Origin of the sequence: Sinorhizobium medicae (assembly GCF_007827695.1) — a bacterium.
In the GTDB taxonomy this organism is placed as follows: Bacteria; Pseudomonadota; Alphaproteobacteria; order Rhizobiales; family Rhizobiaceae; genus Sinorhizobium; species Sinorhizobium medicae.
Map to the genome: position 1 here is coordinate 187,211 of NZ_VITA01000011.1, position 26,946 is coordinate 214,156.

At 61.2% G+C, this 26,946-nt stretch carries 27 protein-coding genes; 15 read left to right on the forward strand and 12 right to left on the reverse strand.

The features are described from left to right. Positions 1 to 110: 110 nt before the first annotated feature. Entirely contained in the window at positions 111 to 806 is a 696-nt protein-coding gene (rpiA, locus tag FB009_RS19690; protein ID WP_011975722.1) for a ribose-5-phosphate isomerase RpiA, read from the reverse strand. Positions 807 to 1,024: 218 nt separating this feature from the next. Here rpiA and FB009_RS19695 point away from each other — a divergent pair, with 218 nt between their 5' ends. Beyond that, a complete protein-coding gene (locus tag FB009_RS19695; protein WP_011975723.1) occupies positions 1,025 to 1,708 on the forward strand; it encodes an HAD family hydrolase in 684 nt (227 codons plus the stop codon). 33 nt (positions 1,709 to 1,741) lie between these two features. Here the strand turns inward: FB009_RS19695 and FB009_RS19700 are convergent, their stop codons facing one another. After that, positions 1,742 to 3,637 carry a L,D-transpeptidase family protein gene (locus FB009_RS19700; protein ID WP_011975724.1) on the reverse strand — a complete coding sequence of 632 codons (1,896 nt, stop codon included), beginning with the start codon at positions 3,635 to 3,637 and terminating at the stop codon, positions 1,742 to 1,744. A 439-nt stretch (positions 3,638 to 4,076) separates the two neighbouring features. Here FB009_RS19700 and fumC point away from each other — a divergent pair, with 439 nt between their 5' ends. Continuing rightward, a complete protein-coding gene (fumC, locus tag FB009_RS19705; protein ID WP_011975725.1) occupies positions 4,077 to 5,525 on the forward strand; it encodes a class II fumarate hydratase in 1,449 nt (482 codons plus the stop codon). 45 nt (positions 5,526 to 5,570) lie between these two features. Here the strand turns inward: fumC and FB009_RS19710 are convergent, their stop codons facing one another. Both FB009_RS19710 and FB009_RS19715 read right to left on the reverse strand, forming a co-directional pair. Further along, positions 5,571 to 6,179: a pyridoxamine 5'-phosphate oxidase family protein gene (locus FB009_RS19710; RefSeq protein WP_011975726.1), complete on the reverse strand. Its 609-nt coding sequence runs from the start codon at positions 6,177 to 6,179 to the stop codon at positions 5,571 to 5,573. Positions 6,180 to 6,272: 93 nt separating this feature from the next. Then, positions 6,273 to 7,190, reverse strand: a complete 918-nt coding sequence (locus FB009_RS19715) for an alpha/beta fold hydrolase (protein WP_018012444.1) — start codon at positions 7,188 to 7,190, stop codon at positions 6,273 to 6,275. A 44-nt stretch (positions 7,191 to 7,234) separates the two neighbouring features. On the opposite strand from FB009_RS19715, the gene FB009_RS19720 reads away from it, so the two are divergent. Then, positions 7,235 to 7,726, forward strand: coding sequence for a MarR family winged helix-turn-helix transcriptional regulator (locus FB009_RS19720; RefSeq protein ID WP_026161061.1), 492 nt, complete (start codon positions 7,235 to 7,237; stop codon positions 7,724 to 7,726). A gap of 42 nt (positions 7,727 to 7,768) precedes the next feature. Here the strand turns inward: FB009_RS19720 and FB009_RS19725 are convergent, their stop codons facing one another. Next, on the reverse strand, positions 7,769 to 8,143 hold the full coding sequence (locus FB009_RS19725; protein ID WP_011975729.1) for a gamma-butyrobetaine hydroxylase-like domain-containing protein: 375 nt from the start codon (positions 8,141 to 8,143) through the stop codon (positions 7,769 to 7,771). A gap of 158 nt (positions 8,144 to 8,301) precedes the next feature. Between FB009_RS19725 and moaA the strand changes: the two genes are divergently transcribed. The 4 genes from moaA to mobB all read left to right on the forward strand — a co-directional run bounded on the left by moaA (position 8,302) and on the right by mobB (position 11,693). Then, positions 8,302 to 9,351 carry a GTP 3',8-cyclase MoaA gene (gene moaA, locus FB009_RS19735; protein ID WP_018208292.1) on the forward strand — a complete coding sequence of 350 codons (1,050 nt, stop codon included), beginning with the start codon at positions 8,302 to 8,304 and terminating at the stop codon, positions 9,349 to 9,351. Positions 9,352 to 9,590: 239 nt separating this feature from the next. Further along, entirely contained in the window at positions 9,591 to 10,499 is a 909-nt protein-coding gene (locus FB009_RS19740; protein WP_011975732.1) for a DMT family transporter, read from the forward strand. Between the two features lie 13 nt (positions 10,500 to 10,512). Next, complete coding sequence (gene mobA / locus FB009_RS19745) at positions 10,513 to 11,172, forward strand: molybdenum cofactor guanylyltransferase MobA (protein WP_011975733.1); 660 nt, start codon at positions 10,513 to 10,515, stop codon at positions 11,170 to 11,172. Continuing rightward, positions 11,169 to 11,693, forward strand: coding sequence for a molybdopterin-guanine dinucleotide biosynthesis protein B (gene mobB / locus FB009_RS19750; RefSeq protein WP_011975734.1), 525 nt, complete (start codon positions 11,169 to 11,171; stop codon positions 11,691 to 11,693). Before mobA ends, mobB begins: the two co-directional genes overlap by 4 nt. A 132-nt stretch (positions 11,694 to 11,825) precedes the next feature. On the opposite strand, the gene FB009_RS19755 is transcribed toward mobB, so the two are convergent. Both FB009_RS19755 and FB009_RS19760 read right to left on the reverse strand, forming a co-directional pair. After that, positions 11,826 to 12,992: an SEL1-like repeat protein gene (locus FB009_RS19755; RefSeq protein ID WP_234705075.1), complete on the reverse strand. Its 1,167-nt coding sequence runs from the start codon at positions 12,990 to 12,992 to the stop codon at positions 11,826 to 11,828. 96 nt (positions 12,993 to 13,088) lie between these two features. Beyond that, entirely contained in the window at positions 13,089 to 15,251 is a 2,163-nt protein-coding gene (locus FB009_RS19760; RefSeq protein WP_145161908.1) for an OmpA family protein, read from the reverse strand. A gap of 502 nt (positions 15,252 to 15,753) precedes the next feature. On the opposite strand from FB009_RS19760, the gene FB009_RS19770 reads away from it, so the two are divergent. From FB009_RS19770 to FB009_RS19785, 4 genes are all read left to right on the forward strand, one after another. Continuing rightward, on the forward strand, positions 15,754 to 16,536 hold the full coding sequence (locus tag FB009_RS19770) for an ABC transporter substrate-binding protein (RefSeq protein ID WP_011975737.1): 783 nt from the start codon (positions 15,754 to 15,756) through the stop codon (positions 16,534 to 16,536). Positions 16,537 to 16,730: 194 nt separating this feature from the next. Beyond that, positions 16,731 to 17,534 carry an ABC transporter permease gene (locus FB009_RS19775; RefSeq protein ID WP_011975738.1) on the forward strand — a complete coding sequence of 268 codons (804 nt, stop codon included), beginning with the start codon at positions 16,731 to 16,733 and terminating at the stop codon, positions 17,532 to 17,534. After that, the gene (locus tag FB009_RS19780; RefSeq protein WP_011975739.1) at positions 17,531 to 18,361 is read left to right on the forward strand and encodes an ABC transporter permease; all 831 of its coding nucleotides are present in this window, start codon (positions 17,531 to 17,533) and stop codon (positions 18,359 to 18,361) included. The genes FB009_RS19775 and FB009_RS19780 overlap by 4 nt, the downstream gene beginning before the upstream one ends. Before the next feature lie 170 nt (positions 18,362 to 18,531). Then, a complete protein-coding gene (locus tag FB009_RS19785; RefSeq protein ID WP_011975740.1) occupies positions 18,532 to 18,798 on the forward strand; it encodes an usg protein in 267 nt (88 codons plus the stop codon). Between the two features lie 31 nt (positions 18,799 to 18,829). Here the strand turns inward: FB009_RS19785 and FB009_RS19790 are convergent, their stop codons facing one another. Together FB009_RS19790 and FB009_RS19795 are read right to left on the reverse strand one after the other, a co-directional pair. Then, a complete protein-coding gene (locus FB009_RS19790) occupies positions 18,830 to 19,534 on the reverse strand; it encodes an SDR family oxidoreductase (protein ID WP_011975741.1) in 705 nt (234 codons plus the stop codon). 112 nt (positions 19,535 to 19,646) lie between these two features. Then, on the reverse strand, positions 19,647 to 20,372 hold the full coding sequence (locus tag FB009_RS19795) for a DUF2270 domain-containing protein (protein ID WP_024311427.1): 726 nt from the start codon (positions 20,370 to 20,372) through the stop codon (positions 19,647 to 19,649). A gap of 265 nt (positions 20,373 to 20,637) precedes the next feature. Between FB009_RS19795 and FB009_RS19800 the strand changes: the two genes are divergently transcribed. Genes FB009_RS19800 through FB009_RS19810 form a run of 3 tightly spaced genes read left to right on the forward strand, consistent with a single transcriptional unit; the run spans position 20,638 to position 23,081 of the window. Further along, on the forward strand, positions 20,638 to 21,465 hold the full coding sequence (locus FB009_RS19800; RefSeq protein WP_018009650.1) for a class I SAM-dependent DNA methyltransferase: 828 nt from the start codon (positions 20,638 to 20,640) through the stop codon (positions 21,463 to 21,465). A 51-nt stretch (positions 21,466 to 21,516) separates the two neighbouring features. After that, positions 21,517 to 22,386: an NAD(P)-dependent oxidoreductase gene (locus FB009_RS19805; RefSeq protein ID WP_011975744.1), complete on the forward strand. Its 870-nt coding sequence runs from the start codon at positions 21,517 to 21,519 to the stop codon at positions 22,384 to 22,386. Continuing rightward, positions 22,383 to 23,081, forward strand: a complete 699-nt coding sequence (locus FB009_RS19810; protein WP_011975745.1) for a DNA alkylation repair protein — start codon at positions 22,383 to 22,385, stop codon at positions 23,079 to 23,081. The genes FB009_RS19805 and FB009_RS19810 overlap by 4 nt, the downstream gene beginning before the upstream one ends. Before the next feature lie 93 nt (positions 23,082 to 23,174). On the opposite strand, the gene FB009_RS19815 is transcribed toward FB009_RS19810, so the two are convergent. From FB009_RS19815 to FB009_RS19825, 3 genes are all read right to left on the reverse strand, one after another. Continuing rightward, positions 23,175 to 23,663 (reverse strand): Lrp/AsnC family transcriptional regulator, encoded by a 489-nt coding sequence (locus FB009_RS19815; protein WP_011975746.1) that lies wholly within the window; start codon positions 23,661 to 23,663, stop codon positions 23,175 to 23,177. A gap of 66 nt (positions 23,664 to 23,729) precedes the next feature. Next, entirely contained in the window at positions 23,730 to 24,359 is a 630-nt protein-coding gene (locus FB009_RS19820; RefSeq protein ID WP_024324728.1) for a uracil-DNA glycosylase family protein, read from the reverse strand. After that, entirely contained in the window at positions 24,352 to 25,065 is a 714-nt protein-coding gene (locus FB009_RS19825) for a thermonuclease family protein (RefSeq protein WP_024311425.1), read from the reverse strand. Before FB009_RS19825 ends, FB009_RS19820 begins: the two co-directional genes overlap by 8 nt. A 149-nt stretch (positions 25,066 to 25,214) precedes the next feature. Between FB009_RS19825 and FB009_RS19830 the strand changes: the two genes are divergently transcribed. After that, on the forward strand, positions 25,215 to 26,750 hold the full coding sequence (locus FB009_RS19830) for a sensor histidine kinase (RefSeq protein ID WP_011975749.1): 1,536 nt from the start codon (positions 25,215 to 25,217) through the stop codon (positions 26,748 to 26,750). Positions 26,751 to 26,946 lie beyond the last annotated feature (196 nt).

Here is a 26,946-nt window from a genome sequence, read left to right on the forward strand (position 1 = left end):
TGTATCCATGCTCCTGTGTTGGCACATGTCGCCCGGCCGATAGCCGCCTCCAGGCTGACCTGTGCAAAGTCTGTCTCTCGATTCGCCCCGTGCCGCTCAACCGGAGCGGCTCAAGACGCCTTAAGCGTGCGCGCTCCCTCAGGACCGGCAATGATCGCCATCGACGCCATTTCTATGAAAAGCCCGTGCTCAACGACCCCCGGGATGGCATTCAGCTCTACCGCGAGCGCATCTGCATCAGGAATACGGCCAAAAGATGCATCGAGAATCAGGTGTCCGCCATCGGTCATGAAGGGTCCGTCGCCCGATGCGCGCACGACGATGTCCCCCGTCAAACCCAGACGCGAAGCAACCTTCTCGATTGCGAGCCGCGTGGCGAGCTGGCCGAAAGGATTGACCTCTATCGGCAGCTTGAAGGCGCCAAGGACGTCCACGACCTTTGTTTCGTCGGCGATGACGATCATCCGCGCCGAAGCGCTCGCGACAATCTTCTCCCTCAGCAACGCACCACCGCCGCCCTTGATCAGGCGCAGTTTTCCGTCGACTTCGTCGGCTCCGTCGATGGTCAGGTCCAGTTCCGGCAGTTCGTCGAGCGACTTGAGAGGCACACCGAGCTCGAGGCAGAGGCGCGCCGTCCGCTCGGACGTCGGGACGCCGGAGATCTGAAAGCCGGAGGCCACCTTCTCCGCCAGGACCCTGACAAACTCTTCTGCAGTCGAGCCAGTGCCGATTCCGAGCCGCATACCGTTTTCGACATGTTCAAGCGCCGCTTCGGCAGCCTTGATCTTCATTTGGCGGGCGTCCATGCGCCATTCGCTCCTTCTCGACCACGTCGGGCGGGGCGCCGGCCTCAGCCGTCACCTTCCCATTCCGCTGAGACACTTACACGCCCGCTGCGGCAAACAAAAGTCAAAATACACGGCCTGCATTGGATTCCGGCAGCCCTACGACCTAGGTCGCCATTGCATTCCGCGCCCGGTTCGCCTACCCGAACGGAGATGTTTTTCGCAGAATGAGGTTGCCGGTGTCCTTGCCCCTAGTCGTCTTCGATCTCGACGGTACGCTCGTCGACACAGCGCCCGACCTCGTCGCCAGCTTGAACCATGCCGTGACGCAGGTTGGCCTCGAGCCAGTGACCTACGCGGATCTCACGCATCTGGTCGGCCACGGCGCACGGGCGATGATCGAAAGGACTTTCGCACTCCGCGGCAGGACGATCGCCGAAGACGAACTGACCCGGCAGATGAACGTGTTCGTCGAGTTCTATCATGGATCGATGCCGGGCGAATCCCTGCCCTACCCCGGTCTCGTCGAGGCCCTCGACCGCCTGCAGGATGCGGGCATGAAACTTGCCGTCTGCACCAACAAGCCGGAAATGCTGGCAAAACGCCTTCTGGAGGGGCTTGGACTCCTCGACCGCTTTGCGGCGATATCCGGTGGCGATACCTTCTCCGTTCGCAAACCGCATGCCGACCACCTGTTGTCGACGGTCGCGAATGCCCGTGGCCTGCCCGAGCGGGCGGTGATGGTGGGCGACAGCCTCAACGACATCCTGGTCGCCCGAAATGCCGCAGTTCCTTCGATCGTCGTGCCGTTCGGCTATTCCGACGTGCCGATCGAAAGCCTCCTTCCCGACCGCATCATCGGTCATTTCGACGAACTGACGCCGGATCTGGTCGAGGCAGTGCTCTCGCGCAAGCCGAAATGATACGTGCCCGCAGTTTAGAAGGGCCCGCTTTCCTCACCCTTCCGCGTGCCGCGCCTTGCGCGTCGCCTCGAAGGCGCGGTTCACGTACATGTCGCGCTCGTAAACGTCATTGAAATACTCGACGGTTCCGTCCTTGTTCGGCCAGGCGGTGAAGTAGGAGACATAGACCGGGACCTTGGCGGATACCGGGAGTGCCTTGTTGCGACCGCCGGATATCTCTTCGCCGACCTCGTCGACGCTCACGCCAAGTACGGCCGCCGCCATGCGGCGCGGGTCGGCGAGGCGCACGCAGCCATGGCTGAGAGCCCGCTGATCGCGCTTGAAAAAGCTCTTCGACGGCGTATCGTGCATGTAGATCGCGTGGGCGTTGGGGAATAGAATCTTGAGTTCACCCAATGCATTGTCGCTACTCGGCGGTTGGCGCACCGCGATGGAGTTCGTCGAGCCGTACCAGTTCACAGCGGTCGAAGAAACGACCCGGCCACCGACTTCCACCTGGTAGCCCATGCGGTCAAGGTAACCGGGGTCGCTTCTGAGCTTCGGCAGCATCTCATTGACGATGATCGACTGCGGAACGCCCCAATATGGATTGACTTCGACCGTCTGAATCTCGTCCTGGAAGAAGTAGGTCTGATTGGCCTTGGAGCCGACGACGACACGCATGGAGAACTGCTCGGCGCCCTGCTCCGTATAGGAGGCGGTGAAGGCCGGCTGGTTGATGAAGACATAGCGGTCGCCGAGCCCGTCGGGCAACCAGCGCGCCTGCTCCATCGCGATTTCGATTTTTCTGATCTTCTCCCCGATCGTGTCACCGCCGGTGATAGCGCGTATCGACGCCTGGCCGACAATGCCGTCCGCCTTGAGGCCATGTTCCTTCTGGAAGGCTTCGACGACAGGCACAAGCTCGGGCGTGTAATCCGGCGTCCCGCCATAGGCGGCGAGCACGACTGCATGCTCCGTCTTCAGCGCATCCGAGGCTTTAAGCTTGATCCCGGCGATCACATTGGCGAGTTCCGGATTGCTCTCGCCGGGCTTCAACAGCGTCCCCGGTGCGATCTCGACCCGAGGCGTCGCTTCGACCTGGGTCCGAAGTCGTTCGAGTTCCTGCCTCAATGCCTCGAACTGAGCGCTCTTGGGATTCCGGCTTTCGATGAGCGCGGCAACGTCACCGGATGCCTCGATCTTCTCCAGAAAGGCAAGAAGATCGACGCTCTTCCGTTTGAAGTCGTGATAGCCGGAAATCCGGTTCGGATCGATCCGGCCGCGCACCGTGTCCTGAACATAGGTGAGCATGGCTGCGGACAACGCGATCTCGAACCGCACCAGATCCTTTTCGCGGGCGATCATGTCGCCGCGATCGAAATCCTCCGGCGGGACAGCGACGGCATAATCGCGCGGGTCCAGGCCGACCTTCGCGGCGGCGGACAGGGCAGCAAGCGCCGCCTTGGCGCGGCCGTTGACGCCCACGCCATCGATCCAGAGGAAATCAGTTCGTGTGCCGTAGAAGGTCTCGATCGCTTTTGCGACCTCGCCCGGGGCGCGCACATCGATCTGCGGCAGAAACTGGCGCACCTCGGAAAGCGGCGTACGCACCATCGGCGGCAGCGCTCCGTTGGCCACCGAGCCGGTGACCACGGGATCGAGCAACCGGTCCGTTGCAATCCGGCGGAGCGCATCCGCCTTATAGGTGTAGTACCGAGGACCGGTGATGCGCGGCGGCTTTGCTGCCCTCTGCTCCAATTGTTGCGGAGCAAACATATCCACGCCCGGACGCTGCTGGCGGGGCTGCACCTGTTCCTGCACGTCGCGCTTCTTGCCTCCGCGGATGAAGTCCATGAAGGTGAGCGCGGACGCCGGCTGCACATCCATGGCTGCAACCGCACACCCGCTCATGAGCGCGACAACCGCCGCCGACTTGATAACTCTCATAAATACAAACGTCCCCGTATTGCTTGCCGCCGAATGCAGCCGCCGCCAGATTCTCGCCACGCCCTCGTGCACCGAGAGTTATAGAAAAGGATGGTGAATGAAAAGGAAACGAAACCTCCCGAATCGCCATCCCCTGCGTCGCCGCGTCCCGTTTTCGGCCGGTCCCCTGCGTCTAAAAATCTGATTTGCATCTACTTTGGCCTCTCGAATGCAGCGCAGATGTTTCCTGCGGCACAAGGAGGATTCGCAAGGGAAGATTGTGAATGTGACGGAAAGGTCACATCTTCGGAAGCCGGAAACCCAAAGCAGCCATAGCGAGAGGCCGCTGACCGCGCTGGCAATTCAAACGATTGTAGAGGCATCCAAGCGCCCGCGGCCTCTTTACAAGGCGTCATGGCCGGGGCAGAGAAATTCCCGGCAGCGGGGAGGAAAACCGGCCATGGAACCGGCTCCCCGCCTCGGCTTCATGAACCGCATGATGAAAGCAGGTATCACGATGACATCGACCCGCACGGAAACTGATACGTTCGGCCCCATCGAGGTGGCGAGCGATCGTTATTGGGGCGCCCAGGCTCAGCGATCCCTTGGCAATTTCAAAATCGGCTGGGAGAAACAGCCCCTGGCAGTCGTGCGTGCCCTCGGCATCGTCAAACAGGCGGCTGCTCGCGCCAATATGGCGCTCGGTCGCCTCGATCCAACGATCGGCGACGCTATCGTCAAGGCCGCACAGGAAGTCATCGACGGCAAACTCGACGACCATTTCCCCCTCGTCGTCTGGCAGACGGGCTCCGGCACCCAATCGAACATGAATGCGAACGAGGTCATCTCCAATCGGGCCATTGAGCTGCTCGGCGGGGTCATGGGCTCGAAAAAGCCGGTTCATCCGAACGACCACGTCAATATGAGCCAGTCCTCGAACGACACCTATCCGACGGCTATGCACATCGCCTGCGCGGAGCGCGTGATTCACGATCTGCTGCCCGCCCTCAAGCATCTGCATAAGGCGCTCGAAGAAAAGGTGAAGGCCTTCCAGTCCATCATCAAAATCGGACGTACCCACACGCAGGACGCGACGCCTCTAACGCTCGGGCAGGAGTTTTCCGGCTATGCGGCACAGGTCGCCTCCTCGATCAAGCGGATCGAGATGACGCTTCCCGGCCTTTGCGAACTCGCCCAAGGCGGCACGGCCGTCGGCACAGGGCTTAACGCACCCGTCGGCTTTGCAGAGAAGGTTGCGGAGCAAATCGCCAGCATCACCGGCATCGGCTTCACCTCCGCACCGAACAAGTTCGAAGCGCTGGCCGCTCACGACTCGATGGTCTTCAGCCACGGCGCCATCAATGCCACTGCCGCCGCGCTCTTCAAAATAGCCAACGACATCCGCTTTCTCGGCTCCGGCCCCCGCTCCGGTCTCGGCGAGCTCTCGCTTCCGGAAAACGAGCCGGGTTCGTCGATCATGCCGGGCAAAGTGAACCCCACGCAATGCGAGGCGTTGACGCAGGTCTGCGTCCAGGTCTTCGGTAACCACGCGTCCCTCACCTTCGCCGGCAGCCAGGGCCATTTCGAACTCAACGTCTATAATCCTCTGATGGCCTACAATTATCTGCAATCGGTGCAGCTGCTCGCGGATGCGGCCGTGTCCTTCACCGACAATTGCGTCGTCGGGATCGAGGCGCGCGAAGACAACATCAAGGCGGCACTCGACCGTTCGCTCATGCTGGTGACTGCGCTCGCACCGAAGATCGGCTACGACAACGCGGCCAAGATCGCCAAGACCGCGCACAAGAACGGCACGACATTGCGCCAGGAGGCAGTCGGCGGTGGGTACGTCACGGACGAGGAATTCGATGCCGTGGTGCGTCCGGAAACCATGATCGGACCGGCCTGACAGACCACAGGCGGCCGCGGCTGGGCATATGGCCGCCGCGGCCGCCTACCACATCGTCTTCACCGCGCGGCCGGCCCACTCCCGATCGTAGCTTTCCTTGTCGAAATCCGCCTTGGCAGCCTTCAGCAGCGCGCCCGGCGTCGGAAGCGAAGCGGAGCCGACGAACCGCTCCGCATTCCAGAGCTGCGACCGGATCAGAGCCCGCGCACACTGGAAATAGACCTCTCCGATCGTCACCACGACGACGCTGCGCGGGTGCTTGCCGTCAACCTCGAAAGAATCGGTCAAGGCCTGGTCGATGCTCACGACGGCCGTGCCGTTGATGCGGATGGTCGTATTCGATCCGGGCACGAGAAACAGCAATGCCACCCTCGGATCCCGTACGATATTGGCAAGGGAATCGACCCGATTGTTGCCTCGCCAATCCGGCATCAGCACGGTCTTGTCGTCGGCGACACGGACGACGCATCGGTCATCGCCGCGCGGCGAACAATCCAAACCCTCCGGGCCGACCGTCGCGAGCGCCGCAAAGGGCGACGCTTCGATCATCTGCCGGTATTCGGCCGTCAGCGAATCCGTCACCTTGACGATCGAGGCCTCGCTCGTCCCGCCATAAAGTGCCTGCAATTCCTCGACCGTTGCGATAATCGTCATTTTCATCCCTCCTGCCAATGACGCCGCCGCTACGCCCAAGCGTCATTTCTACGCGCACGTGTCGAGGAATAGCATGACGGTCTGATGACGCCATCAGGCGATTTTTGACATGGGAATCGCTTTCCCCTCCTCCCGGAGAAAATCGGCGACCCTCTCGACAACCGCAGCGGCGGAGACAATGCGGCGATGCCCCAGACCGTTCGCCCAGTGCAGTTCCACGTTGGAGCCTGCGGCCGCATAGCGGCGCGCATGATCGGCAGGAACTTCCTTATCCTCCTCGGCATGGATGACCAGGACCGGCTTGCGGACCGCCGCGAGAATGCGTGCTGCATCAAATCCGTCGATGCGCCGTCCGGAGAGCCGCTCCACCATGCCCTCGAAAGCCGCCTGAGCCTTCGGCTTGAGCCCGAGTGCCCGGCCGAAACCCTTGAAGAGCCAAGTCATTTCGCTCGGAGCGCCGATTAGCACCAGCTTCCCCGAAACGCGCGCAGGCACATCGCAAAGAACCGCCCCTGCCGCGCAGGCAAGGCTTGCGCCGCCGAATGAATGACCGATAGCGGCATCGAAGCCGTCGAAGTGGCGCCAGGCCGCATCGATTGCCCGGACCGCCTGCGGCATGGTCAATGTTCGGCCGGGCGACGCTCCATGGCCGGGCAGGTCGAGCGCGACGACCTCCGCGCCCGAGGAGAGCAGGCGATCGATCAAGGTCGCCAGATATTCGCTTCGCGAACCCCAACCATGCACGAGCAGTATCCGCTGATGGCGGGGACCCGAACGTCGTTCGAAATGGCGAGCGGCGACCCAGCCGCCTCCAAAGGACAAAGTCACCTTCCGCGATCCCTGCATGACGGGCGCTGCCGCCTCGAGCAGAGCCGTCTCCTTGGCGCTTTTCGGCTTACGGCCCGGGGTGCGGCAGAATATCCAGAATGCGGCCTCGCCCGCCTTTTCAGCCGAGACCGCGGCGACGGCCTTTAACGATAGACGGATGACCTTGATCGCAAAGGATGCCATAGTGGGGCCCTCTAATGTTCAACACTGAACATATTTGTACAACGATGAACAAAATGCAAGTGCCCATCGAAAACCACCACTTCCCCTGGGATCATCCGCGTTTTCGCAGTTGGATCGCCGTCGCCCGCGCCTGCCAGCTGATGCAGCAGTCGTTGTCGCGGCGGCTGACGCATCTCGACATCAAGCCGCCTCACCTCGATATTCTGGTCAATCTCTATCGGTTCGACGGCATCACGCAGCAGGAACTTGCGCGCAAGCTGCTTGTCGGCCGCTCCAATATGAGCATGCTGCTGCCGCAGCTCGAAAAGCGTGGCCTCATCGAGCGACGGGGTGATGCCAGGGACAAGCGCGTGCTGCGTCTGTCGCTCACGCCCACGGGAAGGACCTTGACGGAGGAGGCGATGGAGATTCAAACGGCGCTCATCGAAAGTTCGCACGGCGGCACGCCGATCGAGGACTGCGTCAAGGTCGCAGAGGCGATGGAGCAAATCATCGCCACCCTGCTCAAAGAGGACGACTTGCCGGCCGGAGGCTGAACTGGGGCTCCGGACCAGCCGTTCAGCCGGCGTGTGGAAGCGTCAGCGCGGCTTCTCGGCCTTGTCGCGCGACATGCCCTTCTCAGCGAGCTCCTGCTCATAGGCCTTGAAAAGCTCGCCGCCCCTCTCGCCGAGCTCACGCAGATAGGTCCAGGTGAAAATGCCGGTGTCGTGCGTATCGTCAAAGCCTATGCGCACCGCATAGTTCCCCGTTGGTTGGACCGAGATGATCTGGACGTTGCGCTTTCCCGGGACGGTGAGCCGTTGACCAGGACCGTGCCCCTGCACCTCGGCCGAGGGCGAGAGGACGCGCAGGAGTTCCGCGGAAAGGTCGAATGAAGCGCCATCGTCGAAGCTGACGGACAGGCGTTGCCGATCCTTTGATACCCGCAGTTCGGTCGGCCAGAATTCGCTCATCGTTTTGCTCCATATTCGTCACCGCCCAAGTAAAGCAGAATTGAACGGGCGGAAATCGTCAAAGGACATGTTTCCAGATATTTGAAACAGTTTGCGACAGTCTGCGCCTTGACGCGACCCTTTTTGGCCACGACATTAAGAACGCAGGGAGACATGACTTGAACACTGCCGCCATAGACCAGACGAACGCCAGATCCCTCGACAGCACGACGGCTTCGATGGTCGATCCTTTCGGCCGCGCAGTCACTTATCTGCGTGTCTCGGTCACGGATCGCTGCGACTTCCGCTGCACCTATTGCATGGCAGAGCATATGACCTTCCTGCCGAAGAAGGATCTGCTGACGCTGGAAGAGCTCCACCGCCTCTGTTCGGCCTTCATCGCCAAGGGCGTGCGTAAGCTGCGGCTGACCGGTGGCGAGCCGCTGGTGCGCAAGAATATCATGTTCCTCATTCGCGAACTCGGCAAAGAGATCGAAGCTGGCCGGCTGGACGAACTGACACTCACCACCAACGGTTCGCAGCTGTCGAAATTCGCAGCCGAACTGGTCGATTGCGGCGTGCGGCGGATCAATGTCTCGCTCGACACGCTTGATCCCGACAAGTTCCGCCAGATCACCCGCTGGGGCGAACTGACAAAGGTGCTCGAAGGTATAGATGCGGCGCTGGCGGCGGGATTGAAGGTAAAGATCAACGCGGTCGCCCTCAAGGACTTCAACGATGCCGAGATACCGGAACTGATGCGGTGGGCGCACGGTCGAGGCATGGACCTGACGCTCATCGAGACCATGCCGATGGGCGAAGTGGACGAGGACAGAACCGACCATTACCTGCCGCTCTCGGAAATGCGCAAACGGCTTGAAGCCGACTTCACGCTCAAGGACATCCCTTACCGTACCGGCGGCCCTGCCCGCTATGTGGACGTTCTGGAGACCGGCGGCAGGCTTGGGCTCATCACGCCGATGACGCACAACTTCTGCGAAAGCTGCAATCGGGTTCGCCTCACCTGCACCGGCACGCTTTACATGTGTCTCGGCCAGAACGACGCTGCCGATCTACGTTCGGCATTGCGCGCCACCGAAGACGACGCCTATCTCGCACAGGTTATCGACGACGCGATCAGCCGCAAGCCGAAGGGCCATGATTTCATCATCGACCGCGAACACAACCGCCCCGCCGTCGCCCGCCACATGAGCGTCACCGGGGGTTAACGGCGGCAGTTTTTGCCCTCATCCGCCTCCCGGCATCATTTCCCCGCAGGCGGTGCGAGGAACGAGCGGCATGCTGCGCAGCGCGGCATGCGTGTTAATTCGACGCGCAAGGATCGCTGTAGATCTTTGATCTGCTGCATGTTTCTCGTTAAATCAGATAGGATTCAACGACCATGCAATAGAGATTCGCCAACGCCGGGAGGCCCTGCCGCTCGGCCAGAACATCACCAGGAAAAAGAATGGGCTCGTCAGCCAACTTCCGCGGCATCGTCTTCATGTGCCTCGCGATGATCGGGTTCGCCTGCAACGACGCGCTGGTAAAATCGGTCACCGGCGCCATGAACACCGGTCAGATAATGTTCATGCGCGGCTTGCTGACGACGCTGATGGTTGTCGTCATTGCATACCGTCTCGGTGCATTTCGGCCGATACGGACCATCCTCCGGCCAGCTATCCTGCTGCGCATCGCAATGGAGGCGCTGGCATCGGTGACCTATATCTCCGCACTCGGCCAGATTCCGCTCGCCAACGCATCGGCGATCATGCAGGCGCTACCGCTGGCGGTGACGCTCGGTGCCGCGCTGTTTCTCGGCGAGCCCGTCGGCTGGCGTCGGTGGGCGGCGATCGTGGTCGGCTTCGCCGGCGTCCTCATCGTGTTGCGTCCTGGTCCTGAGGGTTTCACCGTGGCGGCCCTTACAGTCGTTGCCTGCGTCTTTTGCACCGCGACGCGCGATCTCTGCACGCGCCGTATCGGCACCGACGTGCCTTCGCTGTACATCACCGTGACGACCTCATTCGTAACGACGCTGGTAGGCGCGGCCCTCATCGTGCCGCTCGGCGGCTGGCAACCAATGTCGGCGACGTCGCTCAGCCATATCGCCGGGGCCAGCGTGCTTCTGATGCTCGGCTATCAGACGATCGTGCTCGCGATGCGCGAAGGCGAGATTTCGGTGATTGCCCCATTTCGCTATATGAGCCTTCTGTGGTCCGTCACGCTCGGGGTCGTCTTCTTCGCAGAGACACCGGACCGCTGGATGCTGGCGGGCGTCGCCATCATCATCGGCTCGGGCCTTTATACTTTCTACCGCGAGAGCAAGCGCGGCCGGCGAGCGGTCGCTCAGCGTGCACTCACCGGCCCTCTGGAATAGTGGAGGACGCTAGATGACAGGCGGCCCTTCTCATGCCTCCTCCCGGCCGCCAGCAGTCATCCTCGCCGGCGGACGGTCTTCGCGCATGGGGCATCCGAAAGCCGAGGTCCTACTCGGGGGCAGGAGCATGCTTATGCGCGTCATCGAACGCCTTCGGCCGCAGGTTGGCGAAACGGCCGTCAACCTGAACTCCGATCCGGCTCTTGTCCCGGCGACGGATCTTGAGATCCTGCCGGACACGTTGCCGGGGTTTCTCGGCCCGCTCGCCGGCGTTCTGGCGGCCTTACGTCACGCGGCGCTCAATTCGCCGGAGGCAAGCCACGTCCTTACGGTGCCCGTCGATACCCCCTTCTTTCCGACCAACCTTGCCGCCCGGTTGACCACCGCCATTCATTCAGCGACTGAAATCGCCGTCGCTTTCTCCGCCGGTGAGATGCATCCGCTTTTTGCGCTCTGGCCCGTTGCGCTCGCGGACGATTTGGAGGCCTGGCTTCAAACCGACGAGAAACGGCGTGCCCGAGGATTCATTGCGCGACACGCGTCCACCTCCGTGAAATTTCCCCTGATCCCTACGGCAGCAGGGCCGCTGGACCCGTTTTTCAACATCAATACCCCCGAAGAGCTTCACCAGGCTGAGGCATGGTTGCACCGAATCGAGGACTGCGGCACATGAACGAACCCCTGCGCCCACCGAAGATTTTCGGCATCGCCGGCTGGAAGAATTCCGGGAAGACCGGCCTCATGGTCCGCCTTGTCAGCGAGATGACCCGGCGCGGCTATATCGTTTCCACGATCAAGCACGCTCACCATGATTTCGACATCGACAAGGTGGGTGCCGACAGCTACCGCCACCGCGAAGCCGGCGCGCATGAGGTGACTATCGTTTCCGCAACGCGATATGCGATCATGCATGAGCTGCGCGGCGCGCCCGAGCCGGCCTTCGAAGAGATCCTGTCGCGGCTCGCACCCTGCGACCTCGTGCTGATAGAGGGCTACAAGCGCGAGCCGGTACCGAAAATCGAGGCCCGCCGCCGGGAATCCGCCAATCGTGAACCGCTCGCGCCGAGCGATCCGCACATCATGGCCATCGCTGCCGATCACCCGGTCACGGACGCCGGTCTCGCGGTGTTCGATCTGGACGACACACAGGCGATCGCCGATTTCATCGAGAAGGTCACCGGGCTGCGGGTCTGAATGCAGAACAATCGCTCCTAGAGCATTTCCGCTTTTCTCCGAATCGCGGAAACTCTCTAACCCATTTTTTTTTGACGCAATTTCCGGACGGAAAACCGCTACGCACTTTTCCTGGAATTGCTCTAGTCTAGCTCATTCCTTGCGCGTGCGATCGAGGTACTGCCGCGCCTCCGGCAGCTGATTTGCCGCCTTCTGCATCCACTCGAACGCGAGCGCATCGTTCCTGGCCACGCCCTCACCCCGTGCATACATCATTGCCAGATTGAACTGAGCCCTGGCATGACCCTGCTGCGCCGCCTTCTGAAACCAATGCACGGCCGCTGCAGAGTCCTTTTCCACGCCCGCACCGCTGATATAGGCGATGCCGAGATTGTGCTGCGCCATTGCCAATCCCTGATGGGCCGCGAGACTCGTCAAGCGAGCCGCCTCTTCTGAATTTTTGGCAACACCGGTGCCGTTCGCGTACATCAGTGCGAGATTGTACTGACCAAGCGCCGATTTCTGTTCGGCCGCGGCGCGAAACCAGCGCACGGATTCATCAAGATCCTTTTGCACACCGATGCCATTCAGATACATCAAGCCCAGATTGTACTGAGCGTTTTCATGCCCGAGCCCGCCCGCGCCCCGGAACAGACGAAACGCTTCTGACGGTTCCTTCGGCACGCCCTGACCCTGCAAATACATGCTTCCGAGATGGAACTGGGCGGAAGGGTTGCCTTGCGCGGCCGCCGCGCGATACCAGCGCGCTGCTTGCACGTGATCCCGTTTCACTCCTTCGCCTTTGAAGTACATGAGACCAAGTCGGTGTTGCGCCTGCGCATCCCCATGCTCGGCCGCCCTTCCGTACCAGCGCGCGGCCTCGGCCGGATCCGGCGCGACACCTCTTCCGTGCTCGTACATCACGCCGAGATTGAGCTCGGCCAAAGCGGCGGCGCCATCCTCGGCCGCCTTGCGAAACCACCGCGCCGCTTCGGCATAATCCTGCGCCACGCCCTCGCCGTCGAAATACAAGCCGCCCAGATTAACTTGCGCCTTGACATGCCCCTGTTCAGCGGCCTTGCGGTACCAGTATGCTGCCATGGCATGGTCGCGCCGTGTCCCGCTGCTGCCCTTGTAGTACATCGAACCGAGAACGAACTGTGCTTGCGGGTCGTCGCGGACCGCCTGCGCCGCCCTCGCGTCAAAAGAGGACGCGGGATCTTGGGCGCCGGCTCGTATCGGCATTGCAGCCATGAGCGAAAGGGCAACAATCAAACTGGTGCCAATTGACTTCATCATCCCTCCAACCGAGCGCAGCATCAGGTTGGATAATTTACACAACTCAAGATTGATTCGTCACGAAAAATAAACGGGGCCGGTTTCCCGACCCCGATTGCAGTGTTCAGGCGCCTGTGGTTATCGCTGCGCGACAGGGCGTACCAGCGGTGTCACGCGGCGGATGGTGACCCGGCGGTTCTCCTGTTCGGGGCCGTCCGTGCGGATCTTTAGGAACCGCTCGCCATAGCCCTGGGTAACGAGGTTTTCGGCTGGGACGCCATAGACCTCCGTCAGGAGTACCGCGACGGATTCGGCACGTTCGTCGGAGAGAACGAGGTTGGACTGATCCGCGCCGACGGCATCGGTGTGCCCCTCGATGAAGAAGGTCTCACCCGGATCCTTCTCCAGGACCTTGTTCATCGCCTCTGCAACCTTGCGCATGGTTTTTGCCTGCGACATCGACACTTCGGCGCTGCCCGTGGCGAAGGTGATGGTGTCGAGATCGATACGGCGAACCTTGTCGCGCAGGCGAGCGGAGTGGCGAACCTCGTCGATCGTGTAGACACGCTCGACCGTTTCGACCGGCGGCTCGGACAGGAATTCGTAATAGTCCCGATCCGGATCGTCGGCGTAGTCGACGATATAGTCGTCGACGGGTATCGTCAGGCGCATAGGCGGCAACTCATAACCGACGTCGATAATAGCGGGCCGGTCATCTTCATACTCAGGCGAATACATCATGATATATTCGTCGCCGCCACGGTCGATACGCGTGCGCGTCAGGACGTCGCCATACTGGTTGTAGATGGTAACGATCCGATAGCCGCCGGGGCGAACGATCGTCTCGCGAACGCGGCCTCTCGGAAGATTCTCATAAAAATTCTCTTCCGAATTCAGTCGCAGACGCGGCCGGTCGTCACCGCGCACGAAGATGCGGTCGCCGACGCCGAGGATGACGCGATCGTCGACCTCTTCGACAACCCGCACTTCCGTCACGTTGTTCTCAGTGGTGTTATTGACGGTCGTGTTGTTGATCTGCGTGTTGTTTATGACCGTGTTGTTGACGATGTTTGTCGTCTGCGGCACGGCGAAGGTCGGAGCCTCTTCAACACGCTCGCCCTCTTCGCTGAGCGCCGCCTCGATCTTCTGAGGAATCTCTTCCCTGGCTTCCGCCGGGATCGCGGCCTGTGCTGCCGCATCGTCGGCCGGAGGTTCTACGCTCTCCTGCGTGGCGCGCAGTTCCTCGCGCTGTTTGCGTCGCGTTTCGCGCCCCTCATTACCCCCGGCAATGTCGGCGTCCTTGTCGCTATCGAGGACGGCTGCGCCCCTCTCAACCGGAAGCACGACGGTATCGTCGGACGCTGAGGGGTCGTCAGCGATCTTCTGCCGTTCCTCCGTCGAGCGTTCGTCCACCACTTCTGGCGCCTGCTGGCCCTCGGGCTCGTCGCCTTGCTGCTCCGCAGTTGCGGGTTGTTCCGTGCCGGGCACCGGCTGCTGCTCGCCCTCGCCCGTCTGCTCGGCTGGCGCCTCAGGGGCAGGCTGCTCCGCGGTCGCATCGCTCTCGGGTTGGGTACCCGGCTGTTCCGCGGCTTTCTGTTCATCCGTTTGCAGCTGCTCTTCGGCCTGCTGCGGAGTGCCCTCCTCGGCCGCGGGCTGTTGTTCTTTAGCCTGCTGCTGGCGCTTCCTGCGCGCGGGTGCCTCTTCTTCGGCCTGCTGCGGTGCACTCTCCTCGGCTGCGGGCTGCTGTTCCTCAGCCTGCTGCTGGCGCTTCTTGCGCGCGGGTGCCTCTTCTTCGGCCTGCTGCGGAGCGCTCTCCTCGGCTGCGGGCTGCTGTTCCTCAGCCTGCTGCTGGCGTTTCTTGCGCCTGGGGGCCTCTTCTTCGGCCTGCTGCGGAGCGCTCTCCTCGGCTGCGGGCTGCTGTTCCTCAGCCTGCTGCTGGCGCTTCTTGCGCCGGGGGGCCTCTTCTTCGGCCTGCTGCGGAGCGCTCTCCTCGGCCGCGGGTTGCTGTTCTTCAGCCTGCTGCTGGCGCTTCTTGCGCCGGGGGGCCTCTTCTTCCGCCTGCTGCGGAGCACTCTCCTCGGCTGCGGGCTGCTGCTCTTCCGCCTGTCCTTGAGATTCTTCTTCGCCCTGGCGCTGCTTGCGCTTCAGTAGCAGCAAATCCTCGGGGGATTGTTGGTCCGCACCTTCCTGAGCCACCTCAAAAGGCGCGCTCAGGCTGTCCGCGAACGCGGGCTGAACCACCAGGGAGGCCGAAAGTACGGGCAAGGCCACTGTTGCGAAAAGTCTGGATCGAATCGACATTAATTTCTTCCTCTTGTTCGGAGGTCCTGACGCCTGGTGTGCACCCGCAACCAATCGCGTTACCCACCATGGCGCCCTCGTCACAGGGCCTGATCCGCGCTCCCGGCCTTCTTTGCGTCAGCCGAAAATGCCGTAGCGGCAACGCCGCAGCCACGGATCGGTTCCGCTGCAAGGCCTATAGAAGCCGACATTAACCGACCGTGAACGGACCGTTCATCTTCACCCACAACCTAAACGAAAGCCGAGGATGGCGACTCGCGTATATTACACGGATGCCGGGTCGATCCACCGGCAAACCATCAAGCATTCCACAAAAGCTGAAGCGACCTGCACGCGCCTGCCGCAAACACGGGGCGTTCAGCGTGGGCAACCGACGCTTTCCTATTGATTTCTGCCGGAAAACCGTACGAATATCGCAGCAACCGGCGGCGCAAGCCCCGGCGCCAATTGGCATCCGCGAAACAAGAAAAACCGGATGCCGAAAGCCAACAGAGAGGACACAATGCTTATTTCCAAACGGCTTGCGGCCACCGCATCGGCTGCCGTTTTCGTGCTTATGACCGGCATCGCCATGGCGGACGGCGAGAAGGTGGTAATCGGCAGCGAAGGCGCTTATCCGCCCTTCAACAATCTCGAATCCGACGGCACGCTGACCGGCTTCGACATCGACATCGCCAAGGCGCTTTGCGAAGAGATGAAAGCGGACTGTACTTTCGTCACACAGGAATGGGACGGAATGATTCCGGCGCTGATCGCCAAGAAATTCGATGCGATCGTCGCGTCGATGTCGATCACGGAAGAGCGCAAGCAACAGGTCGACTTTACCAACAAATACTACAACACGCCGCCGGCAATCGTCGTGCCGAAGGATTCACCGATTACCGAGGCAACCGCGGCCGGCCTTTCCGGCAAGGTGCTGGGCGCGCAAAGCTCCACCACCCATTCCAACTATGCGGAAGCGCATATGAAGGAGTCTGAGCTGAAGCTCTATCCAACCGCGGATGAATACAAGCTCGATCTTGCCAACGGCCGCATCGACGCGGCGATCGACGACGTCGTCGTGCTTTCGGAATGGCTGAAGACCGAGGACGGCGCCTGCTGCAAGCTGCTCGGCACCCTGCCCATCGATCCCGTCATCAATGGCGAGGGCGCCGGCATCGCAGTGCGCAAAGGCGATGACGCGCTGCGCGAAAAGCTCAACAAGGCCATCGAGGCCATCCGCGCGAATGGCAAGTACAAGCAAATCAACGAAAAGTACTTCCCCTTCGACGTCTACGGTAGCTAATCGCAGCGTTCCCGCGGTATTTCGGCTTTGACGGCGGGATAACCTGTTTTGAAGAAGAAAATGCAACGGCGGATGGGCTTGCCCTCCCGCCGTTTTTGTTTGACAAGGAATCTCGAAAATATGCGTCTGCAGTGCCTCTATCAAAGGTCAAAGCACAGGCTGGGCGCCAAAAAACGGGACGGGAAGTTATTGGCATGAGCGGATTGTTTGCCGCCCTTTCCTCCGGTCTTTCCTGGATCGGTGCGATTATCGACCCGCTATGCGGCCCCGCCGGGGTTTTCCGCTGGTTCGCCTCGGAGACGCTTCTTGCCTGCGGCGACGCGGGTTGGGGCGATGAGATCGCCTATGGCTTCCTGGTCACCGCCAGCCTAGCGGTCGCAACCCTTCCGGTCGGGCTGGTCATCGGCTTCTTCATTGCGCTCGCCAAGCAATCCGAGGAGAAATCTCTTCGGCTGGCGGCCAATATCTACACGACGATCTTTCGGGGCTTGCCGGAACTCCTCACGCTCTTCATCGTCTATTACGGTCTGCAGATCCTCGTTCAGCAGTTCCTTGCGACCGTCGGCTACGACGGCGCGGTCGAGATCAATGCCTTCGTAGCAGGGATGATCGCACTCGGAGTTGTCTTTTCGGCCTACTGTTCCGAGGTGCTGTTATCGGCATTCAAAGCCATTCCGCACGGACAGTATGAGGCCGGTGACGCGCTCGGGCTACACCGTGGCAAGACAATGCGCCTCATCATCCTGCCTCAGCTCATCCGCGTCGCGCTTCCCGGGCTTGGCAATCTTTGGATGGCGCTGCTGAAGGATACTGCACTCGTCTCGGTCATCGGCCTACCGGACATTCTTCGGCAAACCGGGATCGCGGCTCGGGTGACCAAGCATGCCTTCGAGTTCTTCGGCGTCGCCTGCGTGCTGTTCCTCGTTCTGGCGATGATTTCCTCCATCGTATTCTCCGCCCTCGAGCGCTCGACCAAACGCGCGGAGACACGCCGGTGAGCATTGCCGAAACCATGATTCCGCCGCAGGCTCCGCCCCCCGCCCCGCCGAGGCCCTACACATTTTCGCGCTTCTTCGGCAGCGTCGCGCTCGGCATCTGGCTTGCGCTCGGCGTCGGCATTTTCCTGACCGTCGTCAATGGCTGGGATCCGGAGAAGTTCTCCCGCTACGCACCGAACTTCCTGTCCGGCCTAGGGGTGACGCTGACGCTCGTGACCGCTTCGATTCTCATGGGCGCCGTCGTTTCGCTGCCGGTCGCGCTCGGGCGCATGTCCAAGAACAGGCTTTGGGGTTGGCTTGCCTATGCCTATGTGTATTTCTTCCGTGGCACGCCGCTGATCACCCAGCTCTTTCTCATCTATTACGGGCTTGGCAGTTTCCGACCGCAGCTCGAAACCGTGGGCCTTTGGTGGTTCTTCCGCGACGCCTGGAACTGCGCGCTTTTCACCTTCACACTCAACACTGCCGCCTATCAGGCCGAAATTCTGCGCGGGGCGATCGAGAGCGTGCCGCGCGGCCAACGGGAAGGGGCGGCCGCGCTCGGCCTGCCGGACCGCATCGCCTTTTTCAAGGTCATTCTGCCCCAGGCGATGATTGTGGCACTGCGCCCGTATGGAAATGAAATCATCCTGATGATCAAGGGATCGGCGATCGTAGCGATCGTGACGGTTTTCGACCTCATGGGAGAGACGCGGCGTGCCTTCTCCCGCACCTTCGATTACCAGATGTATATCTGGGCGGCGATCCTGTACCTGCTGATGGTGGAGTTGCTGCGCAACGTCTGGGGCTGGCTGGAAGCTCGCCTGACACGCCATCTGAAGCGCTGATTGCGCTGTAAGCATGGCGAGCACCAGCCGGAAGCCGGCAGCACTCAAAGGGGTTCGCTGCCAACTATTTGTTTTTGTAGGGGAACTTCTCTTTTGTCGCTTACATTAAGGCTTGATTAAGCAATCAAGCGCTCCATCATAGGGACCACCTTTGTAAAAGTGAGGTCCGTATGACGAACGACATGGAACTGCAGCTCAAGGGTTATGGCCTGACGACGGCTCAGATACTTTATCGGATGCCGGACCATCCGGCTCTCCTGCAGACTTATATCTGGCAACACTACGACATCGCGCCGGATTTTCCGGAAATGCGCAGCTTCCTGAAATTCTGGCAGGAGACGCTGGATGGACCGCTGCACTCGGTACGTTACGTGCACCGCAAATTGATCTCGGCCTCGGAGTGGAGGGCACTCAAGGGCGAGTTTATCGTCCATTAGACTACGGCCGGTACATTTGTGGTCGGAAGTGTCAGACGGATCGGGTGATGCCACCGTCGACCCGGATGTTTTGACCGGTGATGTAACCCCCACGATCGCTGGCGAGCAGCGCAACCAGCTCGGCCACCTCCTCCGTTGTCCCGTAACGCCCTATCGGGATGCGCTGGCGCCGTTCCTCGGTTTCCGGCAGACTGTCGATAAAGCCCGGCAGAACATTGTTCATGCGGATATTGTCGGGGGCATAGCGGTCGGCGAAAAGCTTTGTGAAAGCGGCAAGTCCGGAACGGAAGACCCCCGACGTCGGAAACAGGGGGTCCGGTTCGAAGGTGGCATAGGTGGAAATATTGACGATGCTGCCGGATTTCTGCTCCATCATAATCGGCGTCACCAGCCGGGTCGGCCGCACGACATTGAGGAAATAGACCTCCATGCCTTTGTGCCACTCCTCGTCAGTGAGCTCGAGTACGGGCGCGCGAGGGCCATGTCCTGCCGAATTGATCAGGGCGTCCACACGACCCCAGGCGTCATACGCCGCATCGACGAGCCGCTTCAAATCGTCACTTGACTGGTTCGATCCGGTGACGCCGATACCGCCGAGCTCCCTGGCGAGCGCCTCGCCCTTGCCCGACGATGAGAGGACGGCGACCTTGTAGCCCTCCGCCGCCATCCGCCGTGCCGCGCCGGCCCCCATACCGGAACCGCCGGCCGTAACGATTGCCACCTTCTGTTCGCTCATCTTGTGCTCCTTTTGCTCGCGAGAACGCAGTTGAAGCAGTCCCGCGCGTCGGCATCAAATGAGAATTTCTGAAGACGGCGTTCTAAATAGGGGCGCGGTAGCTGCAAGTGCGTCAGACATGGACCTCGCCGTGGGCGAGTTCACCGGCGCCTGTTGCCCGGTGGAGCGATCCGTAAAGGACAGCCGCATAGAAGATCGCGACGCCGACCGCTACCGCCCAGCCGGGCACGGGACCAAGCGCGGCGTTCTCGGCCACGTCGGCCCAGGAGCGGACATGGCCGAAAGGCTCTCCCGTGCTGGCGATCTTCGGCGATGAAATCTTCAGCGCCCAGGCCAGGAGCAGGATCAGATACATCCAGCAGTAGTTCCGCTGCAGCCGGCGGCAGAGGGCCTCCCTATAGCCCATCAGGAAGGCAGGCTGGCGCAGGCTCTTGGCAATCGACACCGACCATTTGAAGTTCGGCGTTCCCTCAGGGCATAGAATCTGCGCGAAATAGCCGCGCTCCATTTGGCGCACGCGGGCACGATAGACGTCGAAGAACCGGTAACGACGCGCTTCGATCAGCAGCAGCAAGCTGATAAGCAGCATAGCGAAGAGCAGAACCCCGTGATGGGACGAAGGGGTCGAAAGCGAAACCGAAAGCATCGCTGCGACGACAGTGATCGCCCAGTTCGATGTCCGGTCTATCCGGTCCCGCCAGCCCGCCATTCGCCCTATCTCGCCACGATAATAATGGATGATGGCGTTGATCGTCTCCTGTGACGTCTGAGGCAAAGGCGGCGCTTGCCGCTCCGGCATCTCCGTTCCCAACGTTAACGGGCTCAATTCGCCTGACATCGGCATTCCTCCGATTTTTCACTGTTTTAGCAATGATGACTCCTTTTTGGGTAAAGGTGAAATGGCGCTCGCTTCGACAAATCAAAATCTTTGCCGCAGGCGAATGTTCCCTCTCTTCCCCGACTCGCGCGGCAACAGTCCCGCATGAAAAAAGGCGTGCCGCCGCTGCATTGAACACCCTCGCCGCTCCGGTAAAATAGGCCACTTGAGGGGGCGGCAGAGGCCGGTGATTGTCAAAGACCGCCGGGGGTCGTAAGAAGCGTCCATGATGCAGAAGAGCAAGAAGATTGACGAGGAAGCCCTGGCGGAGGCTTACAACCGGGCGCTTACCCTGGAGAAGTCCGGACAGTTCGACGCGGCCGCCGCCGCCTATCGGGAAGTCCTGGAACTCGATCCGGACGACCACGGCGGCGCCGCCGTTCGACTGGCGTCGATGGGACACGGGGAGACACCGCTGAAGGCTTCGGACGCCTATGTGGCAACACTGTTCGACCAACACGCCGATGTTTTCGATAATGTCCTGGTCGACCAGCTCAACTATTGCGTACCGCTCCTCGTCCGCCAGCGCGTTCAGGCCGTCGGGCTCGGTCCCTTCAAAAGGGTACTCGACCTCGGTTGCGGTACCGGGCTGACCGGCGGGGCCCTGCGCGATCTTGCGGAGGACATTACCGGCGTGGACCTGTCGGAGAACATGGTGGAGATCGCCCATGAGAAGGATCTCTACGAGACGCTCTACGTCGCCGAAGCCGTCGATTTTCTCGATGACAACGACGACGAGCCCTTCGAGTTGATCGTCGCTACCGACGTTCTGCCTTATATAGGCGCACTGGAGCCGTTGTTCTTCGGTGCCGTCGACAATCTCGTGCCGGGCGGCCTGCTGATTATCTCCAGCGAGAGTTTGCCCGACGAAGCCATTGGAGAGCACGGCTACGCGGTCGGCCCACACCAGCGCTTCGCTCACTCCGAAGCCTACCTTTGCGCACGTCTTGCGGCGACAGGCTTCGAGATCATCGACATCAGCGACATCACCGTGCGCATGGAAGAAGGCGAGCCGATTGCCGGACAATTGGTGATCGCCCGCTTCAAGCCCTGATACCAGGCGCGCCGCCGAAATTCCGCCAACGCAAACTGGAGTCTCAAGGAAATGGCCAAAGTCGCATTCATCGGTCTCGGCGTAATGGGATACCCGATGGCGGGTCACCTCAAGGCGCGCGGCGGTCATGATGTCACGGTCTACAACCGGACCGCGGCCAAGGCGGAGCAATGGGCCGCGCAATTCGGCGGCCGGACCGCTGCAACGCCGGCCGAAGCGGCCAAGGGCCAGGAGTTCGTCTTCGCCTGCGTCGGCAATGACGACGATCTTCGTTCCGTTACCACGGGTGAAAACGGCGCCTTCGAAACGATCACCCCCGGCACGATCTTCATCGACAATACGACCGCATCGGCCGAGGTTGCGCGCGAGCTCTCTGCGGCGGCGGCTGCGAAAGGCGCGCATTTCATCGACGCACCGGTCTCCGGAGGCCAGGCAGGCGCGGAGAACGGTGTGCTCACCGTCATGTGCGGCGGCGACGTGGAAGCGTTCGAGAAGGCAAAATCCGTTATCGATGCCTATGCGCGGATGGTCGGTTTGATGGGTCCGGCGGGTGCCGGTCAACTCACCAAGATGATCAATCAGATTTGTATCGCGGGCCTCGTTCAGGGGCTCGCAGAGGGAATTCACTTCGGCAAGAAGGCGGGACTCGACATCGAAAAGGTGATCGAGGTGATCTCCAAGGGAGCGGCCGGATCCTGGCAGATGGAAAATCGCCACAAGACCATGAACGAAGGCAAATATGACTTCGGCTTTGCGGTCGACTGGATGCGCAAGGATCTCGACATCGTCCTTGCCGAGGCGCGGCGTAATGGCGCCAAGCTGCCGGTGACCGCCCTGGTTGATCAATTCTACGGTGATATCCAGGCGCTTGGTGGCAATCGCTGGGATACGTCTTCCCTGCTTGCCCGCCTCGAAAAATGATGCCTGCCCCGGAGTCGACGGCGCAGGAAATCATCGAACACCTCCGCGCCCTCGGCTCGGACGAGAACATCGCCGCAATGGCGCGCTTCGGTATTGCGACCGAAAACGCCCTGGGCCTTTCGAATGTGCAGCTTCGTCGCGTCGCCCGTATGGTAAAGACCGACCATGTCCGCGCGATCGACCTTTGGGCCTCCGGCATCCGCGAAGCGCGCCTGCTGGCAGCGTTCACTGCGGACTCAAAGGCGCTGACGCTCGCTGAAGCGCGGCAATGGGCGAATGCCTGCAGCTCCTGGGAAGTGGTCGATGCGATCGCCGACCTTTTCGTCGGAGCCCGCCTCGAGCAAGTGCTCATTCCCGAATTCGCAGCCGATGAGCGAGAGTTCGTCCGCCGCCTGGCCTTCGCAATGATCGCAACAGCCGCCGTTCATCTGAAGAAGGAGCCGGATTCGGCGCTGCTTGCCTGGCTGCCGCTCATCGAAGCGCATGCCGCCGACGAGCGCAATTTCGTGAAGAAGGCGGTCAACTGGGCACTCAGGCAGATCGGCAAGCGCAGCCTCGATTGCCACGGCCCGGCCCTGGCGCTCGCGCAAAGGCTCGCGATGAGCGCGAACAGCGCGGCACGATGGACCGGCAAGGACGCGCTGCGCGAACTGACGAGCAGCAAGGTTCGCCAACGGCTGGACCTTCCGCATTGAAAAACCGGCCGAACAACTGCGCGCCAAAGCGGTTTATCATTGCGATAGATCAGTTTTTTAAAGCGAGGGTAGAGACGGCCTTATCCCTTGTGCTTAATCTTCGCTCGACTTCGCCTGGTCGATAACCATGTAGTCGAGCGGCAACTGCGTCGTATATTTAATCTGCTCCATGGCGAAGGCCGAGGACACATCGCGAATCTCGATCTTGGCGATCAGACGCTTGTAGAAGGCGTCGTAGGCTGCGATGTCTGGCACGACCACGCGCAGCAGATAGTCCACGTCGCCGCTCATGCGATAAAATTCCACCACTTCAGGGAAATCCGCAACGACTTCGGAGAAACGCCGCAGCCATTCCATGGAATGCGAACTGGTGCGCACCGAAACGAATACGGTGACCTTCGTGTTCACCTTCACCGGATCAAGCAGCGCGACACGGCGGCGGATCACGCCTTCCTCTTCCATCTTCTGGATGCGCCGCCAGCAAGGCGTGGTGGAAAGCCCGACCTTCTTGGCGAGGTCGGCTACGGCCAAGGTCGAGTCCTCCTGCAAAAGCCGCAGGATCTTGCGGTCAAGGCGATCCATGGAAAAATCCTCTCGAATTATTTTTCCCTCTATAGCGCGCAATTCGTGAAAATAAAGAAAATTTTTTCAGACTGTCAGCGCCTTCACCTGCTCACGCAGGAAGGGCAGCAACTCGGTTTCGAACCATAGGTTACGCCGGAGCCAGCCGGTATTGCGCCAGCTCGGATGCGGCAGCGGCAATACGGGGGTGCCGGAATTGCTTTTCGCGTAGCGCCGCCAGTTGCGCACAGTCTCCGTCATGGACTTGGGACAGCCCTGTCCGAGATGCCAGCGCTGCGCATAATGGCCGACCGCCAGCACCAGCTCGATCTGCGGCATGGCGTCGATCGCTCTGCGGCGCCACAGCGAAGCGCACTCGCTTCTCGGCGGCAGGTCGCTGCCGTGTCCATCATAGCCTGGAAAACAGAAACCCATCGGCACGATCGCAAAATTTCCCGGATCGTAAAATGCCGTGCGGTCAACAGACAGCCATTGCCTCAGCCGGTCTCCCGATGCGTCGTTGAATGGAAGACCGCTTTCATGTACCCGCAAACCGGGTGCCTGCCCGGCGATCAAAATTCGCGCCGAGGAGGAAAGTACCGCAACCGGCCTCGGCTCGTGCGGCAACCGGTGATCCATGCCACGCGCCGGGTCATCGCGACAGCGGCGACAGAGCGAAATCGCCTCCCGCAACGCCTGCAGGTGCTCTTCAGTCACCGCCGATCCTCGCCATGATCCCACTCGAATATTCCTGAAGCCACCGGATAATGGTCTCAATCCGGTCGCTCGTTCGGTGCGGGGGCTCATCCACCCCGCCGTTCGACCGGCGCCATTCCTGCGGCCTCACAAAATCGCCGCCCCAAAGCCCCGTCCCTGAGCTTCGCGCCCTCTCCTCCTCGTCATGGTAGAGCCCATAGCTGACGGCGTAACCAGAAAGGACCATCTCTCTTCCCAGATCGTTCTCGCGAACCGTGCAGACGCCCAGGTCGCGCCCGTAGCGATCCTGGCCATGGAGCCGACACACGGTCGTGGCTCTCGCGACCAGAGCAGCCAGCCGCCGTCGCGCCTGCGCGCCGCAGTCCCATCGGGTATCCGCGCGTCGGCACATCTGACCGATCTCGGGAGCATCGATACCCTCGATACGTATGCGACGCCCATCGAGCCGCAAACTGTCCCCGTCGCTCGCCGATGCGGAGCCACGCAACTCACCCGTCACGGGCCGTTCGGGCACCGGCAGTTGCGCGGCTACGTAGGCGCCGATTCCGAGGACGAGCAGGAAAATCCAACCACCCGCCATGCCCCCGTTGCCCGACGGCCGCTTGCGCCGCCGAGGAAATCCGGATCGGCCGAAGGCGAAGCGCTTTCCGGGAGAGCCCGGACCCGCGCCACTGCCGATCCGGATATTGCGGTTCTGCGACGTCACTCCAGCGCCTCCACCTCGACCAATGCCCCCGCTCGTCCAACCAGAAAACCGCAATCACGCCACAATGGTTGTCGAATCCTTCATGCGGGCAGCAACTTCTTAAGGATTGCATCCTACAGTGCAAGCTGAACCCAATCCTGATCAGAAGTATGAGCATCGCCGCCAGCACATCGACCGACAAGATCATAGTCGACAGATCGCGGAACCATCGAAACAAAGCTGTTTCGAAGACCGTTCGCGCGACGCGTCAGCGGCTGCAGACCGGCTCCTCGGCACCATCCGGCTTCGAACGCGAAATGCTCCTGCTCCACATCGAGTCCGTACTCCACGGCGCGATGGCCCTGCCCCTCCTCGTGATCATGATCGCCGCCAGCGGCGTGTACCTCTCCGGAGAAGCGAACATTCTCGTCTGGGCGCTGATGGCGCTTTCGGCGCACGCCGTCACCATCTTCCTTGCGCGCAAGGCCAAGCGCGAGGATGTGGTCGCAGAAAAAGTCTCCGTCTGGCGCCGCCGTTTCCTCGCCTGCCAGGTGCTGACGGGCCTCTGTTGGGCGATCTTCACGCTCCCGGACTGCGCGTCCTGCGGCCAGGTCGCTTCCGGTCTTTTCGAAGGAACAGTCCTCTTCATTGCCCTCGCGATCACCGCCATGGGCACTTTCCTGTTGCGCAACGCCCTGTATTACACCTTCCTCCCGGTCCTTTGCGTGCTCTGTTTCTCCGCGCTCGCGACCGGCGACCCGGTGGATATCGGCTTCGCGGGCATTCTGGCCCTCTCGCTGATATTCCTGGCATTTATGACCGGCAGCATGAATCGCGCCAACGTCCATATCCTTTCCGTACAGTCCGAAAAGGACGACCTCATCGCCGAACTCGAGGTGGCCAAGTCCATGTCGGACGAGGCACGCCGCCGCGCGGAAGAAGCGAACCTAGCCAAATCGCGGTTCCTCGCCTCGATGTCGCACGAGCTGCGCACTCCGCTCAATGCCATCCTCGGCTTCTCCGAGGTCATGTCCACCGAGGTGCTCGGCCCCCTCAGCAACCCGACCTACAAGGAATACACGCTCGATATCCATCGCTCCGGCGAACACCTGTTGAATCTCATCAACGAGATCCTCGATCTTTCGCGTATCGAAGCCGGCAAGTACGAGCTCAGCGAGGACGCAGTGAACCTGGCAGAAATCGTAGAGGATTGCATCGGCATGGTTCAGCTGCGCGCCCGAAGCAAGAACATAACGATCGGTCAGCAGTTCGAACAGGCGATGCCATCAGTCTGGGCTGACGAGAAGGCGATGCGTCAGGTGACGCTCAATCTGCTCTCGAACGCTGTCAAGTTCACGCCGTCGGGTGGCGAAGTCAGCGTAAAGGTCGGCTGGACTGCCGGCGGCGGGCAATATCTTTCGATCAGGGACAATGGTCCTGGCATTCCGGAAGAGGAAATCCCGATCGTTCTCTCCGCTTTCGGTCAGGGCTCGATTGCCATCAAGAGCGCCGAGCAAGGTACCGGGCTTGGTCTGCCGATCGTCCAGGCTATTCTTGCCAAACACAATGGCCAGTTCATATTGCGCTCGAAGCTCAGGGTCGGTACTGAGGCGATCGCCATCCTGCCGCCTCGACGTGTGCTGCAGAGCTTGCCGCCGGTCGAGGATGTCCCCTCCCTTACCCGCCGGCGCAGAAGCTTTGCCTGAGTGTCAGCTGCGCCTTTCCCTCGCACATTTGCAAGCGAAAGTTGCCGTAGCGCCCGCCCTTCCGCGCCGCGGACGCGGCGCTGCTGGATTCCTGTGACAAGCACAGGAATCCTGTGTGTCGAAACTGTGCTTATATGGGTGCGGGCGGAAGGCCGTCGGAATCCTGGTCTTTAAAGACCGTGTGCTGGCTCTGGTC